At 70.4% G+C, this 18,039-nt stretch carries 18 protein-coding genes; 7 read left to right on the top strand and 11 right to left on the bottom strand.

Annotated features, from left to right (window positions below; translation table 11 throughout):
• Window positions 1–32: 32 nt before the first annotated feature.
• From QCD66_RS26465 to QCD66_RS26450, 4 genes are all read right to left on the bottom strand, one after another.
• Window positions 33–824, bottom strand: a complete 792-nt coding sequence (locus tag QCD66_RS26465) for an APH(3'') family aminoglycoside O-phosphotransferase (protein ID WP_375737194.1) — start codon at window positions 822–824, stop codon at window positions 33–35.
• Window positions 821–1,474, bottom strand: coding sequence for a hypothetical protein (locus tag QCD66_RS26460; RefSeq protein WP_364223315.1), 654 nt, complete (start codon window positions 1,472–1,474; stop codon window positions 821–823). Before QCD66_RS26460 ends, QCD66_RS26465 begins: the two co-directional genes overlap by 4 nt.
• Window positions 1,471–1,962 carry a MarR family winged helix-turn-helix transcriptional regulator gene (locus tag QCD66_RS26455; RefSeq protein ID WP_375737195.1) on the bottom strand — a complete coding sequence of 164 codons (492 nt, stop codon included), beginning with the start codon at window positions 1,960–1,962 and terminating at the stop codon, window positions 1,471–1,473. Before QCD66_RS26455 ends, QCD66_RS26460 begins: the two co-directional genes overlap by 4 nt.
• 113 nt (window positions 1,963–2,075) lie before the next feature.
• The gene (locus QCD66_RS26450) at window positions 2,076–3,716 is read right to left on the bottom strand and encodes a discoidin domain-containing protein (protein WP_375737193.1); all 1,641 of its coding nucleotides are present in this window, start codon (window positions 3,714–3,716) and stop codon (window positions 2,076–2,078) included.
• Between the two features lie 264 nt (window positions 3,717–3,980).
• Here QCD66_RS26450 and QCD66_RS26445 point away from each other — a divergent pair, with 264 nt between their 5' ends.
• Complete coding sequence (locus tag QCD66_RS26445) at window positions 3,981–5,321, top strand: helix-turn-helix domain-containing protein (RefSeq protein WP_375737192.1); 1,341 nt, start codon at window positions 3,981–3,983, stop codon at window positions 5,319–5,321.
• Here QCD66_RS26445 and uppS read toward each other — a convergent pair.
• Window positions 5,309–6,085, bottom strand: a complete 777-nt coding sequence (uppS, locus tag QCD66_RS26440) for a polyprenyl diphosphate synthase (RefSeq protein WP_364223324.1) — start codon at window positions 6,083–6,085, stop codon at window positions 5,309–5,311. The two genes, QCD66_RS26445 and uppS, sit on opposite strands and share 13 nt — an antisense overlap.
• Before the next feature lie 379 nt (window positions 6,086–6,464).
• Between uppS and QCD66_RS26435 the strand changes: the two genes are divergently transcribed.
• Complete coding sequence (locus QCD66_RS26435; protein ID WP_407566834.1) at window positions 6,465–7,073, top strand: hypothetical protein; 609 nt, start codon at window positions 6,465–6,467, stop codon at window positions 7,071–7,073.
• Between the two features lie 67 nt (window positions 7,074–7,140).
• Here QCD66_RS26435 and QCD66_RS26430 read toward each other — a convergent pair whose 3' ends face one another.
• Entirely contained in the window at window positions 7,141–7,311 is a 171-nt protein-coding gene (locus tag QCD66_RS26430) for a hypothetical protein (RefSeq protein ID WP_357536415.1), read from the bottom strand.
• 240 nt (window positions 7,312–7,551) lie between these two features.
• Window positions 7,552–9,009: a serine hydrolase domain-containing protein gene (locus tag QCD66_RS26425; RefSeq protein WP_375737318.1), complete on the bottom strand. Its 1,458-nt coding sequence runs from the start codon at window positions 9,007–9,009 to the stop codon at window positions 7,552–7,554.
• Window positions 9,010–9,079: 70 nt separating this feature from the next.
• On the opposite strand from QCD66_RS26425, the gene QCD66_RS26420 reads away from it, so the two are divergent.
• A complete protein-coding gene (locus QCD66_RS26420) occupies window positions 9,080–9,706 on the top strand; it encodes a TetR/AcrR family transcriptional regulator (RefSeq protein ID WP_375737317.1) in 627 nt (208 codons plus the stop codon).
• A 78-nt stretch (window positions 9,707–9,784) separates the two neighbouring features.
• Here QCD66_RS26420 and QCD66_RS26415 read toward each other — a convergent pair whose 3' ends face one another.
• Window positions 9,785–10,393: a hypothetical protein gene (locus QCD66_RS26415; protein ID WP_407566833.1), complete on the bottom strand. Its 609-nt coding sequence runs from the start codon at window positions 10,391–10,393 to the stop codon at window positions 9,785–9,787.
• 395 nt (window positions 10,394–10,788) lie between these two features.
• Between QCD66_RS26415 and QCD66_RS26410 the strand changes: the two genes are divergently transcribed.
• Window positions 10,789–11,256, top strand: coding sequence for a GNAT family N-acetyltransferase (locus QCD66_RS26410; protein WP_375736585.1), 468 nt, complete (start codon window positions 10,789–10,791; stop codon window positions 11,254–11,256).
• Window positions 11,257–11,314: 58 nt separating this feature from the next.
• Here the strand turns inward: QCD66_RS26410 and QCD66_RS26405 are convergent, their stop codons facing one another.
• The gene (locus QCD66_RS26405) at window positions 11,315–11,926 is read right to left on the bottom strand and encodes a hypothetical protein (protein WP_375736586.1); all 612 of its coding nucleotides are present in this window, start codon (window positions 11,924–11,926) and stop codon (window positions 11,315–11,317) included.
• Window positions 11,927–12,277: 351 nt separating this feature from the next.
• Window positions 12,278–13,177 carry an LLM class flavin-dependent oxidoreductase gene (locus tag QCD66_RS26400; protein WP_364213643.1) on the bottom strand — a complete coding sequence of 300 codons (900 nt, stop codon included), beginning with the start codon at window positions 13,175–13,177 and terminating at the stop codon, window positions 12,278–12,280.
• A gap of 182 nt (window positions 13,178–13,359) precedes the next feature.
• On the opposite strand from QCD66_RS26400, the gene QCD66_RS26395 reads away from it, so the two are divergent.
• Together QCD66_RS26395 and QCD66_RS26390 are read left to right on the top strand one after the other, a co-directional pair.
• Entirely contained in the window at window positions 13,360–14,658 is a 1,299-nt protein-coding gene (locus QCD66_RS26395; RefSeq protein ID WP_375736587.1) for a hypothetical protein, read from the top strand.
• A 146-nt stretch (window positions 14,659–14,804) separates the two neighbouring features.
• The gene (locus tag QCD66_RS26390; RefSeq protein ID WP_375736588.1) at window positions 14,805–15,590 is read left to right on the top strand and encodes a YaaA family protein; all 786 of its coding nucleotides are present in this window, start codon (window positions 14,805–14,807) and stop codon (window positions 15,588–15,590) included.
• Between the two features lie 4 nt (window positions 15,591–15,594).
• Here the strand turns inward: QCD66_RS26390 and QCD66_RS26385 are convergent, their stop codons facing one another.
• Entirely contained in the window at window positions 15,595–17,220 is a 1,626-nt protein-coding gene (locus QCD66_RS26385; protein ID WP_375736589.1) for an MFS transporter, read from the bottom strand.
• A 120-nt stretch (window positions 17,221–17,340) separates the two neighbouring features.
• Between QCD66_RS26385 and QCD66_RS26380 the strand changes: the two genes are divergently transcribed.
• Window positions 17,341–17,943: a TetR/AcrR family transcriptional regulator gene (locus QCD66_RS26380; protein ID WP_375736590.1), complete on the top strand. Its 603-nt coding sequence runs from the start codon at window positions 17,341–17,343 to the stop codon at window positions 17,941–17,943.
• The last annotated feature ends 96 nt before the right edge of the window (window positions 17,944–18,039 follow it).

Raw genomic sequence — 18,039 nt, 5'->3', positions numbered from 1 at the left:
CGGCGCAACCCGCCCCCGGGCCGACACCGAGGTCAGCCCCAGGTCAGCGGGTCGAGGCTGAGATAGAAGTCCAGCCGGTCGGGGTCGGGTTCGACGCCGTACCGGTCGGCGAAGGCCCGGTCGGCCTCGGCCGCCCGCTCCTCGCTGGACCAGGTCTCGCGCGCGTTGGAAAGCAGCAGGGCGATGTCGGCGTGCCGGTCGGCCCGCCCGAGCCGGCCGAGGTCGATGAATCCGGTGACCCGCAAGGTGTCCGGATCGAGCATGATGTTGGGCAGGCACAGGTCGCCGTGGCAGACGACGGTGTCGGCGGCCTCCTGGTCCAGCCGCCGGCCGACCTGCGGTTCGAGGCGGGCGAGGAGTTCGTCGGGCGGGGTGGCCTGCTGCTCCACGGGGAGGAAGTCGGGGTTCACCGCCCCACGGGCGACGACGTCCCGGGCGGTGTCGAACATGTCCGCGAGGCCCCAGGTGAAGGGGCACCGGTCGACGGGCAGTTCATGCAGCCGCCGTACGGCGTCGGTGATCGAAGTCCACGCCCGCTTCAGTTGTTCGGCCGGTAGGCGGTCCGCCGGCACCCCGGGCACAGTGCTCGTCACCAGGCAGGCCCCGGCGTCGTCGGCGAGCCAGTCGAGCACCTCGGGCCCCGGGATCCCGCTGCCGTTCAGCCATTCGACCCGGTCGCGTTCGGCTTCCAACGTCGCCCGCTGGCCGGCCGGCACGCACTTGGCGTACCGGGAACCGTCGGCACTGCGGAAGACGGCCGCCCCGGACTCACCACCGGTGACCGGATGCCACCCGGCGCCGGGCGGGACCGGGTACGTACTCACGGGGTGGCCACCGCCGTCAGGTGCCCGCGGGCCCGGGCGATGAGCGCGTCCGGGGCGTCGGCGTAGAACCGCAGTTCGCTCACCGGGCGGTCCGGTCCCTTCGGCACCACGACGGTCATCGGCTCACGGAACACCAGGTCGATGTTGGTCTGCCCGCCGGTGCCGACCAGCAGGTGTACCCGGTCACCGGACTCCTCGACCTCGACGGTCCGGCTGCTGTGGGTCAACGACCGGCGCCGGCCCCGGATCTCGGCGACCGCCGACCAGGGGATCGTGACGTCGACCGAGTGTCCGTACCGGACCCGGATGCCGGCGGCGTCGGTCACGTGCGGGTGCACGCGTACGGCGCCCAGCATCCCGAACATCCAGATCAGTCCCCACGCGCCGAGCGTCAACGCGACGATCCGCAGCGGCGGCCACGGCAGGAAGTGCGCGAGCAGGAGGTCGAGCAGCGGGATCTCGACCGCCGACACGACGATGAACACCACGAAGATCGGGGTCACCACGCCGGCGTACCCGAACGCCCGCGCGTCGTCGGCGAGCGTGGGCCGTCGGCGTGAGATCCAGCGGAAGAGGCTGCGCCACATCCCGGCCTCGGCGGCGAGGGCCCGGCGCAGCAGGGTGGGCTGGCGGCCGTGGGTGGTGGTCATCGGTCCTCCTCGGTGGTTGTGGGGATGTCGCCGGTGCCGGCTGCCGGGACGGGGTCGACATCGTGGGCGCGCAACCTGTCCAGCAGTTCGCCGAAGCCGGCGACCAGGCAGTCCAGCCGGTCGTCGGGCATCCCGGCGAAGAGCAGGTCGGCGAACTCGTGCTGGCCGCGCAGAAGCGCTTCGGCGGTCTCGGTGCCGTGCGCGGTGAACGTCACGAGGGTCGCCCGGCGGTCGGTCGGGTGCGGTTCGCGGGTGACGAAGCCGGTGGCGGCGAGCCCGTCAACCAGGCCGGTGACCGTACGCGGGCTGACGGCCAGCGCCTCGGCGAGGTCGCGCTGGGTCGTGGGGCCGCGCTGGGCGAGCACCCACATGACGTGGGCCCGGGAGCCGGTGAGGCCGTCACGGGCCAGGCTGCGGGTCATGTCGTCGTTGACCACGACGACCAGCTCCAGCAACAGGTTCAGTGCCGCGTTGTGCCGGTCCGCCATTTTACTCACATCACCATCCTCATAATGAGTCCGCCTGATAGTGAGTGTAGCTCACTACATGCGACGAACCCCGGCGGGAGCTCGTCCCGCCGGGGTTCGTCGTTCCGGTACGACTACACCGGGTAGGCCTCGAACTCGTTCACCCGTACGTAGCCGGGCTGATGGGTGGGGCCGTGCTTACCCAGCAGCCTGACCAGGCGGGTGGTGCGTTGGCCGAACGTGACCGTCCGGACCAGTTGGGTGTTGCCGGTGACCTGCGCGACGGTGATGAACGTGATGCCGTTCCAGACCTGGATGTCGAAGTCCCTGATCGGATAGCCCTGGCTGGTGTAGACCACGACCCGGCTCACCGCCTTGTTCACCCCGAAGTCGACCTGCACCCACTCCGGCGTCAGCGGAGGATAGGTGCCCCCGGCGTTCGCCCAACTGTGGAGGCCGCCGAGCGTGGTGTTCGTCGAGCCGTCGTTGATCCGGTTCACCGAGTAGCCGGAGAAGGTGCTCGACGCCGAGACGGTGCCGCTGCGGGCGAGGTTGTCGTGGCCGGTCCCGCCGTCACCACCCACGCTGCACGCACCGAAGTCGACCAGGCCGGTGCTGTACTGCAGGTAGGTCGACTCGTTGTTCCAGACCGGTGCGTCGCCGGCCGGGTCGTCGCGGGACTGGAAGGCCAGCGTGACCGAGCCGATCACCTTGATGTTGAGGGTGATGTTGATGTTCGGGCCGCCGTCGACCTCGACCCACTGGTAGCCCCAGACCGGGCCGTACGCGGCGTAGTCCCAGGTGGTCAGGAAGTGGTCGGGGTACTGCCAACCCGTGATGTGCTTCTTCTTGATCTTTCCGAAGTAGATGGTCTTCACGTGCGCCCCGCCCTGGGCGACGACGATCAGCTTCATCTCCAGCTTGCCCTCGAAGAGCCCGCCCAGCGAACTCGGGCTCGGCACCTTGAACCGGTGCAGGTGTTCCTGGCCCCGGTTGTTGCGCAGTCCGGTCGGGTTGCAGGCGGCCTGCGTCCCCGCGCCGGCACCGGTCGCGCCGGCGTCGGCCCCGGCCACCGGTCCGACGACGCCGTCCGACGCCTCCTCGGCCGGCGGCGTCCACGAGGCGACCGTCGTGCCGCCGCCGGTGTCCACGACCTCGTTGACCGACAACACCCAGACCTCGTTGGTCTCGGCGTACGCCTCGGTCAGCGGAGTCGGCAGGGTGACCACCTGCCCGTTCTGGAACTGGTAACCGGGCGTGGAAGTGGCCGTCTGATCGGCCGGCGCGACCGCCACGGTCGGCGTACTCGCCGGTGGCACCCATTCGTCCAGGTTCGGGATGTAGATCTGCGGCGGGTAGGTGAAGCCCGAGATGTTCTGGAACTGTGCGACACCATTCTTGAGGTGCAGCCAGTTCTGGTCCTGCGGGTGCACGATATACGATTCCTCGGCCTCGCTGATCACGCTCGAGAGCAGCGCGTTCGTGTCGCCGTCGAACTGTCGGCCGGCGATGTCGCGGATCAGCACCTGGAGCATCGTGTTCTGCGCGGCGGTCAGCAGGGGGAGGATCAGCGCCTGTAGCCGGGCCTCGATCATGGCGTCGACCGACGATGCCGCAGTTTCGGTCGGTTTGCCCTGCTTGCTCGGCACTCCGGCGTGTGCCGGCCCGGCGACCAGTGCGAGACAGAGTGTCGCGGCGACGGGAAACGCCAGGCGGCGCAGTAGGCCGGACCTGGATCCACCTCTCCTGCCGGGTACGACGATGGGCGGGTTCACGGGCTTCCTCCTTTTGGGCGCCGATAGACGCCCTGATCCGAAAAGTGCGAACACGCCGACGCTGAAAAGTCGGGCGGCAACGGGACTTGCCCAACGCGAGGAAATAGGCACCTTGATCGACCGACCCGTTGTTGGAAGCCCCGTCGCAGATACCGATGATTGCGGTAACCGAGAATTCACACCACGAATCCTGAACTTCGTTGAACATTGCCGAACGGCTATGTAATCTCAGGCCACTCGACTCCTCGACGGATGAGGCGCCAAATGGCGGTCAACCCCTATCTGGTCTCGGCCGAACGCACCGACCTGTCCGACCTGGCCCGGCTCCTCCGCCAACTCCGCCGCCGGCACGCCCGACAGCGCGGCGACTCCGAACTCACCTACCGCGAACTCGCCGCCCGGACCGGCTGGTCCATCGGCACCATCGCCGGATACTTCGGTGGGCGTACCCTGCCCCCGACCAACCGGCTCGACGTCCTCGCCGCCCTCCTGGAGGCCACCCCCACCGAACAGGGCGTGCTTGCCACCGCCCGCGACCGCGCACAGGAGGACCGGCGTCCCAACACACCGGCACCGGGCGCCGGCCGGTGGCCCGTGCCCCGCCAGCTTCCCGGCGAGAACTTCCGCTTCGTCGGCCGCGACACCGAACTCGCCGCCCTCGACGCCCTGCTCGACCGTTCCGGGCCGCCCGCGGCCGTCGCGGTGCTGCTCACCGGCACCACCGGAGCCGGCAAGAGCACCCTCGCCGTCAACTGGGCGCACCGGATCGCCGGCCGCTTCCCCCACGGCCAGCTGCACGTCAACCTCGGCGGCCTCGACCCGGACGGGCCGCCGGTCACCCCCGCCCGCGTCGTCCGCGACGTCGCCGCTGCCTTCGGCGTGCCCGGCGACCAGATCCCGGCCAGCCCCGACGCCCGGACCGGCCTCTACCGCAGCCTGCTCGCCCGCCGCCGGGTGCTCATGGTCCTCGACAACGCCCGCGACGCCGACCAGGTTCGCCCGCTGCTGCCCGGCTCACCCGGCTGCCTCACCATCATCACCAGCCGCAACCAACTCACCAGCCTCGTCGCCCTCGACGGCGTACACCACCTCGTCGTCGACCTGCCCACCACCGACGACGCCCGGCAACTGCTCGCCCACCGGCTCGGCCCCGTACGGGCCGCCGCCGAACCCGCCGTCGTCGACGAACTCGTCCGGCACTGCGCCCGCCTGCCGCTGGCCATGGTGGTCGTCGCCGCCCGCGCCAACGCCCGCCCCAACTTCCCGCTGGCCGTACTCGCGGAAGAACTGCGGCTCGCGTACGGCAGCCTCGACCTCTTCAGCGGCGACGACGCACCCGCCGACCTACGGGTGGCGTTCGCCGGCTCCTACCGGCACCTCACACCGGCGGCCGCGACCCTGTTCCGGCGCGTCGGCGCGTACCACGAACCGGACGTCGACGCGGACGGCGCCGCCCGCCTCGCCGGAACGTCGTCGGCCGACGCGCGGCGGGCCCTCGCCGAACTCTCCCGCGCCCACCTGCTCACCGAACACCGGCCCGGCCGCTACACCTGCCACGACCTGCTGCGCGCCTTCGCCCGCGAGATCGGCCGCTATGCGCCGTAACGGCGGTTGCGGGCCGCATACGAGCGCAGCGCCCGCAGGAAGTCGACCTGCCGGAACCCGGGCCAGTAGACGTCACAGAAGTAGAGCTCCGAGTACGCCGCCTGCCACAGCAGGAAGCCGGACATCCGCTGCTCACCGCTGGTACGGATGATGAGGTCGGGATCGGGCTGGCCACTGGTGTAAAGGTGCGCGGCGATGTCGTCGGCGGTCAGCCGCCCGGCCAACTCGTCGATGTCGGTGCCGGCCCGGGCCTCCTTGTCCAGCAGGGACCGGATGGCGTCGACGACCTCGTCCCGCCCGTCGTACCCGACCGCGACGGTGAGGTGGAAGTCGGTGTCCCGGTCCCGGGTCTCCTCCTCGGCCAGCTTCAGCGCATGCCGGGTCGAGTCGGGCAGCCCGTCGAGCCGGCCCGCCAGGTGCACCTGCCAGCGGCTCGAACCCCGTACCAGCCGCTCCGCCACGACCTGTTCGATCATCTCCAGGAGGAACCGGATCTCGTCCGACTGGCGCTTGCGCAGGTTGTCGGTCGACGCGACGAAGATCGTGACGTGCTCGATCCCGGCGGTCGCGCACCAGCCCAGGACCTCCTCGACGTGCTCCGCGCCGTACCGGTGGCCGACGCTGGGGTTGTCGTAGCCCATCTGCCGGGCCCACCGGCGGTTGCCGTCCATCACCATCGCCACGTGCCGTGGCATGGGGCTGTCGCCGAGACTGGCCTGGAGGCGGCGGGCGTACAGCTTGTACAGCATGTCCCGGATTTTCACCCGGACAAACTACAAGACCGGCGGGCGCTGTTCTGTCCGGTTACCGGCGCCCCAGATAGTGGCAAGATCCGGACATCCGGGCGGTTCGTGGGTCGTTGGTGACGTGGATCGGCCGGCGGTCGGTGGAATGGTCGGTGGGTCGGGGTCGTTGTGCATGACCGCCGCCGAGGTGGCAGCCGGCGGCGTCGGTTTCCCGGTGCGGGTCGGAATGGCCCGGGCCGCCGGTGCGTTACACCCGGTCCGGACGTGAGCAGCACCCCCCGCGCCACGTCCCCCGCTCTTCTCTTTGCCCCGCGTGAGAGGCATGCGTGAGGGCGGCAGCCCGAACACACCCCGTTCGGGTTGTCACCATCCCCCTCGAACAAAGGACACCCCCATCATGACTGTCTTCGCCACGTACACCCGTAAGGCCCTGCTCGCCACCGCCGGTATCGCGATGGCCGCCGGTCTGGCCGGCCCGACCAGCGCCGCCCTGGCCGCCGACCCCACCCCCACGCAGGCCGTCACGGTCGCGCAGACCGTGGCAGAGCAGGCGGACAAGCCGACCACCGAACAGCTGATGCCGAACGGTGTCCCGGGCGACCAGTCCAGCTTCACCCCCAACGCGGAGCAGCTCGACAACGCCCGCAAGATCATCGACGCGGGTAAGGACATGAACCTGCCGCCGCGCGCCTGGACCATCGCGATCGCGACCGCGTTGCAGGAGTCGAAGCTGGAGAACCTCGGCCACCTCGGCGACCGTAACGACCACGACTCCCAGGGCCTGTTCCAACAGCGCCCCTCGTCCGGCTGGGGCAGCGTGGAGCAGATCACCGACCCCGACTACTCCGCCAAGGCGTTCTACAAGGGCCTCACCCAGGTCGACGGCTGGGAAGACATGCCCCTGACCGTCGCCGCCCAGACCGTACAGGTCTCCGCCTACCCCGACCACTACGCCCAGTGGGAGAAGATGGCCGCCGACATCATCACCGACACCACCAACAAGTAAGACAACGCCACGACGTGGGCGCCACCCTGAACAGGGAGGCGCCCACGTTCGCATATCCGCACGGCCCTCATTGCTCGCCACTCACGATCTCGGTCTCCCCGTCGTGCGTGTAGGTGACCGGCAGGTGCTCGTCCGGTTGCGGCGCCTGCGCCAGTTTGTGGTGCGGGTCGCCGTCCGGAGAGAAGAGCACGTCATCGGTCTTCGGATCCTTCTCCTGGCTTTCCTCCGGCGCTGTCATGTGCCCCCCTTCGGTCCGGGCGGCCTGGAACCGGCCCCGGCAGGTGTTATCCCCACTCCACACGGAATCAACATCCCGGTCGCCCGACGGGGATGACGCGACCGGTGGCGCCCGAACCGTCCGCGACGGCCGCCGTCCCCGGTACGGTCACCGCCGCGCTCCGCCTGTCCGCCGACCGTCGTCGTGGCCAGGTCGGGACCCCGGTCTCCTGAACCGCGCCGGTGGCCCGATTCCGCCTACTCACGAGGGATGACCGGTGCGGACGTGTCTCAGCCACAGTGTCAGGTGCGTACCGAGGGTCAGCGCACAGGCGACGAGAACGGCGATGATGCCGATCGCCATGTCGGGTGCCCACAGCATGACCTCGCGCAGGCCGGCGCCGAACTGCCGGGGCAGTATCCAGCCGGCCGCGAACGCCGACAGCAGCGCCGCACCGCACCAGATGGAGGTCCGCAGTACGGACCTCGGGCCCTTTCGCAGTGCGGTACGCGCCAGCAGCGCGACGACGACGGCGGCCAGTCCGAGCAGGACCCACGGCCCGTACGCGAGCAGGGGGTCTGCGCCGACGTCGTGTGGCGTCCCACCCTGGAGCAGGCGTACGACGTTGAAGGCGGCCTCGTACTGCTGGACGTCGCGGGCCATGCCGTGCGCGTTGTGTAGGACGATGACGGCAAGGTCCTGTTCGGGTACGAGGACGAGTGAACTCATGTATCCGGCGGTGGCGCCGGAGTGGTGCACGGTCCGGACGCCGTCGAGGTCGCGGGTGCGCCATCCGTAGCCGTACGAACCGCTGGACGTCTCGACCCTGCCCTCGTGGGTACGGGCCGTCGCCTCGGCCGACGGCACCTCGGTGCCGGCGAAGGTTCCGCCGTTCAACTGGGCGATCGCGAAGTTCGTCAGGTCGGTGAGGCTGCCGCCGAGATATCCGTACGGGACGCCGGATTCGTCGTATTCGGTGTCGAACCTCCACGCCCGGTCGAAGGTCAGCCGGTGACCGGGTGGGATGTGTTCGCGTGTGGTGGCCTCGTCGACGACGGCATCCCGCATCCGTAGCGGTTCCAGGACGTGCTGGCGCAGATAGTCCGCGTACGACGATCCGGAGACCTTCTCGACGAGCGCGCCGAGCACCATGTAGTTCGCCGAGCTGTAACGGAAGGCGCCGCCGGGTGGGCCGGCGGGTTCGGCGTCGGCGAGGGCACGCGCGGCGCGTTCGACGGCACCGTCGGTGTTGTCGAAGCGGTCGGCGAACCGCACCCCGTCCGGTGCGCTGATGCCGCTGGTGTGGGTCAGCAGGTGTTCGGTCGTGATCCGGTCGCTGACCTCCCTGTCTGCCAGGCGGAACCACGGAAGCGTGTCGACGACCGGGGCGTCGACGTCGAGCCGGCCGGCCTCGGCGAGTTGGGCGACGGCGAGGCCGGCGAACGGTTTGGCGACCGAGCCGAGCAGGAACGCGGTGCGGGGTGTCACGGGTGCGCCGTCGCCGTCGGTGCCGAAGGTGCCCTGGGCGACGACGCTGTCGTTCCGTACGACCGCGTAGGCGAGTCCGGGTGAGCCGACCGATTCACGGTGCCGTTGCAGGTAGTCGTGGACGGTGTCGGTCGGAGCCGCGGCGGCGGGCGGGGTGACCAGCGCGGTGACGGACAGAACGGTGACGGACAGGGCGACGACGGCGGCCGACCGGAGTGACGAGGGGCGCATCGGAGACTCCATCACAATATTGCCGTACGGTTTACGGGGACGTTATACCGTATGGCTGTATGATTCAACCGTGCCCCGGATCGTGGATCATGCAGAGCGTCGCGGCCAGATCGCCGATGCCGTCGAGCGGCTGATCGCCGCCGAGAGTCTCGACAGCGTCACGGTCGCCCGCACCGCCGAAGAGGCGGGGATCTCTGTCGGCCTGGTCCAGCACTACTTCGCCAGCAAAGACGAGATGCTCCTGGAGTCGTTCCGCCGGATCCGCAACCGCATCGAGGCCAGGGTCGCGGCCCGCCGGCAACGATCCGAGCGCGCCGGCGCCCGGACCGAACGGATGCTGCTCGACGGGGTCGCCGAACTGATGCCGCTCGACCCGGCCCGGCGCAGCGAAGGCTGGGTGACACTGGCGTTCACGGCACGCTCGTTCAGCAATCCGGCCCTTGCCGACGTGCTGCGGTCGAGCAACGCCAACCTGCGCGCGCAGATCGAGCAGGCGCTGCGTAACGCGCTGGCGTGCGGGGAGCTTCCGGAACCCGTCGGCTACGAGATGGAGGCGGCCAGGTTGCTCGCCTTCGTCGACGGTCTGGTCCTGCACTGCCACACCGGGCAGCGACCGCTGTCGGCCCGCGCCGCGCACGCGATGGTCGCCGCCGAGTTGGCCCGGCTCCTGCCGGGGCCGTGCGACCGGTCGGCGTGACCGGCGTCGTCCGGACGTCCGGATATGCGAACGTGGGCGCCTCCCTGTTCAGGGAGGCGCCCACGTCGTGGCGTTGTCTTACTTGTTGGTGGTGTCGGTGATGATGTCGGCGGCCATCTTCTCCCACTGGGCGTAGTGGTCGGGGTAGGCCGAGACCTGTACGGTCTGGGCGGCGACGGTCAGGGGCATGTCTTCCCAGCCGTCGACCTGGGTGAGGCCCTTGTAGAACGCCTTGGCGGAGTAGTCGGGGTCGGTGATCTGCTCCACGCTGCCCCAGCCGCTGGACGGGCGCTGTTGGAACAGGCCCTGGGAGTCGTGGTCGTTACGGTCGCCGAGGTGGCCGAGGTTCTCCAGCTTCGACTCCTGCAACGCGGTCGCGATCGCGATGGTCCAGGCGCGCGGCGGCAGGTTCATGTCCTTACCCGCGTCGATGATCTTGCGGGCGTTGTCGAGCTGCTCCGCGTTCGGGGTGAAGCTGGACTGGTCGCCCGGGACACCGTTCGGCATCAGCTGTTCGGTGGTCGGCTTGTCCGCCTGCTCTGCCACGGTCTGCGCGACCGTGACGGCCTGCGTGGGGGTGGGGTCGGCGGCCAGGGCGGTGCTGGTCGGGCCGGCCAGACCGGCGGCCATCGCGATACCGGCGGTGGCGAGCAGGGCCTTACGGGTGTACGTGGCGAAGACAGTCATGATCGGGGGTGTCCTTTGTTCGAGGGGGATGGTGACAACCCGAACGGGGGGTGTTCGGGCTGCCGCCCTCACGCATGCCTCTCACGCGGGGCAAAACTGTGGCGGACGCGACGCGGCGGGGGTGCTGCTCACGTCCGGACCGGGTGTAACGCACCCGCACCCCGGACCATTCCGGCCCGGCGACATCCGGCTGGGGGATCTTCCGGATCGGGCGGGGCGCGATCGGGTGGGGCACCGCGGCGGTGCCACCTCGGCCGCGGTCATGTACAACGACCCGCGCCCGCCGGCCATTCCGCCGATCGGCCGCCCGACAGACGTCACCACCGGACGGTAAAGCGCCGAGTGTCCGGATTCGCAGTGCGGAACTGTCGGCCCCCGGTGCGAGACTCGACCGCATGGGCAGCGTGTCGCCGGGTGACATACGGCTGAGAGACGTCGAGGAGGCCGATCTGCCGGTCTTCTTCGAGCAGGAGCACGATCCGGAGGCGACCCGTCGGTCGAACTTCCCGCCCCGCGGGCGGGAGCGGTTCATGACGCACTGGGCCACGCGGGTGCTCGGGGATCCGACCGTGTTCGTTCAGGCGGTGACCGTCGACGGCGAGTTGGCCGGCAACGCCGTCGCCTGGTGGGAAGGGGACCGGCGGTTCATCGGCTACTGGCTCGGCCGACGGTTCTGGGGACGCGGCATAGGCACGCGGGCCCTCACCCTGTTCCTCGCGCGGGAGCGGAACCGCCCGCTCTACGCCGATCCGTACATCGGGAACACCGGGTCGATCCGGCTGCTGGAACGATGTGGCTTCACCCGTACCGGATCGGTGCGGCACGGCGCGGACGAGCACGTGCTGCTGGTGCTCGGCGAATGAGCCGGAGACGCGAACGTGGGCGCCGTCCGGATGGACGGCGCCCACGTGTGCGTAAGCGTCACTTGGTGACGTCGGTGACGATGTCGGCGGCCATCTTCTCCCACTGCGCGTAGTGGTTCGGGAAGGCCGAGACCTGCACGGTCTGGGCGGCCACGGTCAGCGGCATCTCTTCCCAGCCGTCGACCTGCGTGAGGCCCTTGTAGAACGCCTTCGACGAGTAGTCCGGGTCGGTGATCTGCGCCACCGTGCCCCAACCACTGGACGGCCGCTGCTGGAACAGGCCCTGCGAGTCGTGGTCGTTCCGCTCGCCCAGGTGGCCCAGGTTCTCCAGCTTCGACTCCTGCAACGCGGTCGCGATCGCGATCGTCCACGCCCGCGGCGGCAGGTCCATGTCCTTACCCGCGTCGACGATCTTGCGGGCGTTGTCCATCTGCTCCGCGCTCGGGGTGAAGCTCGACTGGTTCGTCGGCTCGCCCAGCGGCATCAGCTGCTCGACGGTCGGCTTGTCCGCCGTGTGCGGCGCGACGAAGGCCGGCGCGGACTGCACCACCGAGGGTGCGGTCTGCGTGGTCGCCGGGTCGCCGGTGACGGGGCCGGCCAGGCCGGCGGCGAGGGCCAGGCCGGCGGTGGCCAGCAGTGCGGTTCGGGTGTACGTCGCAAACTTCGTCATGGGGGATGTCCTTTGTTCGAGGGGGATGTGTGACGGCCGGGGGACGGCCGCTACCCACGTCTGCCTCGCACGCGGGGGACCCGCACCGCGCTGGTAAACGGGTGCGGACAGGGTGTAACGGATCGGGTCGCCGTGGCATTCCAGCCGACCCGGTTCACGTGCCGGGAGTGTCACCTACGCCGGGGGTCTTCACGTCCCTCCGGCGGGCACTTCACCGGCCGCGGCCATGTGCAACCACCGGCCGTCCCCGCGCATTCCGGCGAGCCGACGGCACGTTGATCTGAGCGGCAGGGACCTTACCGGCGCCGGGAAAGGTCGCTGACGCTCAGATCAACGACCGCCGTAGGTCGCTCAGGTAGCCGGGCCGGACCGGCCGGCCGCGACGAGTTCGCGTACGGCGGGTACGACCTCGGCCGCGTACCGGCGGATCTGGTCCGGGTCGTCGCTGGCGAGGATGTAGGCGCTCATGCCCTGGTCGAGGGTGAGTTCGGCGAGTTGCTCGGCCCAGACGGCGGCCGGCCCGCGCAGGAAACCGTTGCCGGTGCCGTCGAAGGAGCCCGCGATGTTGTAGAGGCGGCGTACGTCGGCGGGATTCCGGCCGGCGTTCCGCGCCGCCTCGTCGATGGCGTGGTTGAGCGCGGGCAGCGTCTCGGGGCCGGTGTATGAGCTGCTCGGCAGCCACCCGTCGGCGAGCCGTCCGGTGACGCGCAACATGCGTGGCTTGTACGCCCCGAGCCAGATGCCGACGTCGTGGGCGGGTGCCGGGCCGGGGTGGGCGCCGCGTACCCGGTGGTGGGTGCCGTCGAGGCGTACGGTCGGGCCGCCGGCCGCCCACATGGCCCGGATGACGGCGATGCCCTCCTCCAGGGCGGTGACCGCTTCGGCGCCGCCGAGTTTCGGGCCGCCGAGGGCGGCGATGCCGTCCCAGAAGCCACCGGCGCCCAGCCCGAGTTCGACCCGGCCGCCGGTGAGGATGTCGAGGGTGGCGACGCTGCGGGCGAGTACGGCCGGCGGCCGCAGCGGCAGGTTGGCGACGTTGGGAGAGACCCGCAGCGTGGTGGTGCGGGCGGCGATGACCGACAGCAGGGTCCAGGTGTCGAGGAACCTGGCCTGGTAGGGGTGGTCCTGCACGGTGGCGAGGTCGAGCCCGACCTGTTCGGTGAGCCGGGCCAGTTCGACGACCCGTTCGGCGTCCTGGGCGTTCGGGGTGAGGAACGTCCCGAAGAGCAGGTCGTGTCGGTAATCGGTCATCAGGCACCTGCCCCGGCGGTTGCGGACGGTCACCGTGATCGTACGCGTGCCGGCGGCGGCCGGTGGGCATGTGCTGAGTCGGGAATCAAACGTATCTGCCCCGTCCGGGGCCCTCGGGTGATTGGTTGTGGCGACGCGAACGGCTCCGTGTCGCGGAACCTCTGATCCGGGGAGAGATCGGCATGACCCAGCCAGCCCAGACGACGGATTCACCGGCCCGGGCCAGGGCCCGATTCATCGAGGAGCTCTACGACGAGTTCCGCAGTCGGCGGTGGCACCTCCAGGGGGCCAAGGCGACCTGGGACGAGGCCAGGGACGCGCCGATCCCGCAGATGGGGGTGACCCTTCACCGGGTGACCACCGATGGCGAGGCCGGTGCCGAACTCGGGCTGAAGAAGGGGAAGCTGGCCGACTTCTACGCCGACTCGGACAACGTCGTCGAGCCGCGCTCGTACGGCTCCGACCGCGAGGGGCAGGCGCTGCGGTGGATCTCGACCCTGGTGTTCAAGTACCTGAACCACCTTGACCTCAACCCCGTCGAGGTGCAGGCCGCCGTCCATGATGGAGCGCTGTACATCGCCGCCAACAGCGGGAAGGGCAACACCGAACTGGCCAGGATCGCCGGAAGGTACAAGACCGGTACGCAGTTCGTCACCCGGATCCTCGACGAACTGGACCGGCTCGAGCGGGCGGCCGATTCCGCGCTGACGTTCAGCGAGCGCGAGGAGCGGCACCGGGCGAAGCTGCGTCTACGGATCCTCGACGAGTCGACGCGGTGGGACGGGGACTATCCCCTGGTGTGCGAGACCCTCACCGAGCCGGTCGTCGTGTGCGCGGACGGCGAGGACGGACTGCACGCCGAGCGCCGGATCAGCCGGGCGGTGGGGGTCACCCCGACGCACATCGCGGGCGTGAAGCGGCCGTGTGTCGCCTGTTACCTCGACCTGTTCCAGGGGCGGGGGGTGCGCCCCGGGCCGTACTGGCCGAGCGAGGCGGCCAACATCGACATCGAAGAGTACGTCGACCGGGACGTGACGGAGCTGGCCGACCGGATCGAGCGGGCGATTCCGAACACCTACGTGACGCTGTTGTACGCCTGCCCGAACTACATCATGGCGCTGTCCGGCCGGGGTCGCACGAAGGGCCAGGCGCAGAAGTGGAACACGGTCACCGACGAGTACAACTCCGATTCGGACACCGGCGACGACGGCGAACCGCTGGTGACGGAGCGGGAGTTGACCATGGCGCAGGTCAAGCAACTCCGGAAGGAGCCGACGGGCGGGCCCACGAAGCGGAAGGCGGCCGAGGACGGCGGCCGTTCGGCGAAGAAGGCCAAGATCGAGCCCGAGTCCGAGAGTGAGTCCGAGGACGAGCCCGAGGATCAGTCCGAGGTCGAGATCGTGACCCCCACCGGGGCTACGAAACGGAAGCTGAGCAACGACGGCGGCCGGGAGACCAAGAGGCCGCGGAACGGCACGTGAGCCGCGGCCGGCCGGCGTAGTGGTGCCGGCCGGCCGGCCGCGCGCCAGGGCACCACGGCGGTCCCGGCCGGCGGCGTCGCCGGCCGGAACCGCGAGGATGCCATCATGGGCCGGACAAAGGCGATGGAAGGGCTCGTGGTCCGGCGATGATGATTCTCATCCACAGTTCGAAGGCGATGCGGGCGGCACCGCGCGACGGGATGCCGCTGGGCACGCCCGCACTGGTGGACCGGGCCGAGGAGTTGGCCGGCTACCTGAAGACCCTGCCCCCGGCGCGGCTCGCCGAGGTGATGCAGTTGTCGGAATCGCTGGCGGAGAAGACGCACGAGGTCATCGCCGGGTGGGACGCGGTGCCGGAACACCAGTCGCCGGCGGTGCACAGTTTCATCGGTGACATCTACAGCGGCCTGCGGATCGGTGACCTGTCCGACGCCGACCGGGAGTACGCCGACGAGCGGCTGCGGATCCTGTCCGGGCTCTACGGCATCCTGCGCCCGTACGACGGGATCCGCCCCTACCGGCTGGAGATGGGCTACAAGCTGCCCGGGCCGAAGTACGGCAGCCTGTACGACTTCTGGGGCGACGCGGTGGCGCGCTGCGTTCCGGCGACCGGGCTCATCGTCAACCTGGCCGCCGTCGAGTACAGCCGTACGGTGACGCCGTACGTCGACGCGGCCCGGCTGGTCACGCCGAAGTTCCTGACCGTCGACCCGAAGTCGGGCGAGCCGAGGTTCGTGACCGTGCACGCGAAGATCGCCCGTGGCGCGTTCGCCCGGTGGCTGGTCACCCGGCGGGTCGACGCGGCGGCCGGGATCGAGGAGTTCGACGAGATCGGCTACCGGTTCGACGCCGGGGCGAGCCGGCCGGGCCAGCCGGTGTTCGTGTGCGAGGAGTTCGGCGGCAAGGGCCTGAGCGTCCGTCTCCAGCCCTGAGCCGTCACCCGGCCGGCTTCCGGTCCGCGGCCGGCTTGCGGTCAGCGGTCGGCTTGCGGTCGGCAGCCGGCTTGCGGTCGGCGGCCGGGGCGGCTGGCCGGACGGCGGCGGGGCGCAGCAGGAACCAGGCCTGTACCGCGGTGGCCGCCAGCAGCACCGCGCCGACGGCACTGGTCACCTGCACCCCGAACGTGAACGCGTCCCGGGCGGTGTCGAGCAGGGCCTGACCCGCCGTACCGCCGGTCTCGGCGGCGACCGCGACGGCGCCGCCGATGGTCTCCCGGGCGGTGTCCATCGCCGTCCCGGTGACCCCGGGTACGTCGGGCAGCCGCGCCGCGTAGGTGGTGGCGAGGACGCTGCCGAGTACGGCCACGCCGAGGGCGCCGCCGAGTTCGAACCCGGTCTCGGAGACCGCGGCGGCGGCGCCGGCGCGGGCGGGTGGCACGGCGGAGAGCACGATGCTGTTGGTGAGCGTCATGACCAGGCCGGCGCCGACGTTGGTGATCGCGAACGAGACGGTGACGATCACGGCTCCGTCGAAGTACGGCAGCAGCAGGATGACGGCGAATCCGAGGGCGCAGATGGTGATCCCGGCGCTGATCAGGCGCTGCATGCCGACCCGGCGGGCGGTGGCGGCGGCGGTGAATCCGGCGACGATGGAGAGCAGGGCACCGGGTAGCAGCAGCAGGCCGCCGCGCAGCGGCGAGATGCCGGCGACCGACTGGAGGTACTGCGGAAGGAAGAACATCGCCGCGATCAGCGCGAAGACCACCAGCAGGTTGGTGGCGATGGCGGCGCTGAAGCGACGGATGCGGAAGAGCGAGATGTCGATCATCGGGTCGGCGATGGCGCGCTGGCGGCGTACGAACAGGTAGCCGAACACCAGGCCGACGGCGATCGTGGCGACGGCGACCAGTGGTGACTCCCGCTTGGCGAGGGTCTTGATGCCGTAGACGGTGGGCAGCATGGTGAGCAGCGACAGGGCGGCGCCGGGCAGGTCGAAGCGGCCGGGTGCCGGGTCGCGGGTCTCGGGCACCAGCAGGGGGAGGGCGAGCAGGGCGACGGCGACCACCGGCAGGTTGATCAGGAAGACCGAGCCCCACCAGAAGTGTTCGAGGAGCCAGCCGCCGATCAGCGGGCCGAGGGCGGATCCGGCGCTGAACGCCGATCCCCACGCGGCGACGGCCAGCAGGCGCTGCCGCTCGTCGGTGAACATGTTGCGCAGCAGCGAGAGCGTGGACGGCATCAGGGTGGCGCCGGCGACGCCGAGCAGGGCGCGGGCGGCGATCAGGGTGGCGGGGTCGGGGGCGTACGCGGCGACCAGCGACGCCACGCCGAATCCGACGGAGCCGATCATCAGCAGCCGGCGGCGGCCGATCCGGTCGCCGAGGTTGCCCATGGTGACCAGCAGGCCGGCGAGGATGAACGAGTAGATGTCGACGATCCACAGCAGTTGGGTGCTGGACGGGTCGAGGTCGGCGCTGAGCTTGGGTACGGCGAAGCCGAGGACCGTCATGTCGACCGAGATCAGCAGGACCGGGAGCATGAGCACGAAGAGTCCGGTCCACTCCCGCCAACCCGCGCCCGCGTCCGTGCTCGTGTCGGCGGCCGGCGTCAGCCTGTCGCGCATTCCTGGAGACTCCGATCCTCCGCGCCGGGGCGGCGCATGTTGATCCTCCGCGCCGGATCGGCGCGTGTTGCTGTACGGTCGTACATGTACGACCGTACAGCAGCGGGGCAGGGGGTGCCGATGAATTCTGGTCGCCGCGCGCGTGACCCGCAGGGTCGCCGGCAGGCCATCCTCGACGCCGCCCTCGAACTCGTGATCGAGGTCGGTATCGCCCGGACCAGCCACCGCGCGATCGCCGAACGGGCCGGCGTACCGCTGGGCTCCACCACCTACTACTTCCCGACCCTGCCCGACCTGGTCGCCGCCGCGCTGGAGCAGGCCGCCGAGCGGGTCCGCCGCGAGATACGCGACCTGGCCGGGAAGATCGGCGACGGGCGGGACCTGGTCGTTGCCCTGGTCTGGATGACCGGGCTGGCCGTGGGGGACCGGAAACGGATGCTGCTGGAGTACGAGCTCTACCTGGCCGCCGTCCGCAACGAGGAGTTGCGCGAGCTGGCCGGGCTGTGGCTGCGGGAGATCCGTACCCTGCTCACGCCGCTGATCGGAGCCGGGCCGGCCGCGGCGGCCGGTGCCCTGCTCGACGGGGTCATCCTCCAGGCGATGGTGACCGGCGCGGCGCCCGATCCCGACATGCTCGAAACCGCCCTGACCGCACTCGTCGGTCGGCCGGCCGAGAAAACCACCCGGAGTGGTGACGTGGTAACCGGCATGCCGGAAATGTGATGATCATGGATATTGACAAGGGCTGAAGTCGGGCGGAAACTTCGGCGCAGCCCCGCTTCGAGCGGGGCCGCGCCGGCAGCACACCGGGGAAAGTCG

The organism is Polymorphospora sp. A560 (genome assembly GCF_045781765.1).
GTDB classification, from domain to species: Bacteria; Actinomycetota; Actinomycetes; order Mycobacteriales; family Micromonosporaceae; genus Polymorphospora; species Polymorphospora lycopeni.
The sequence above is the reverse complement of the archived record's forward strand: the minus strand, read 5'-3'. Positions and strand labels throughout refer to the sequence as shown.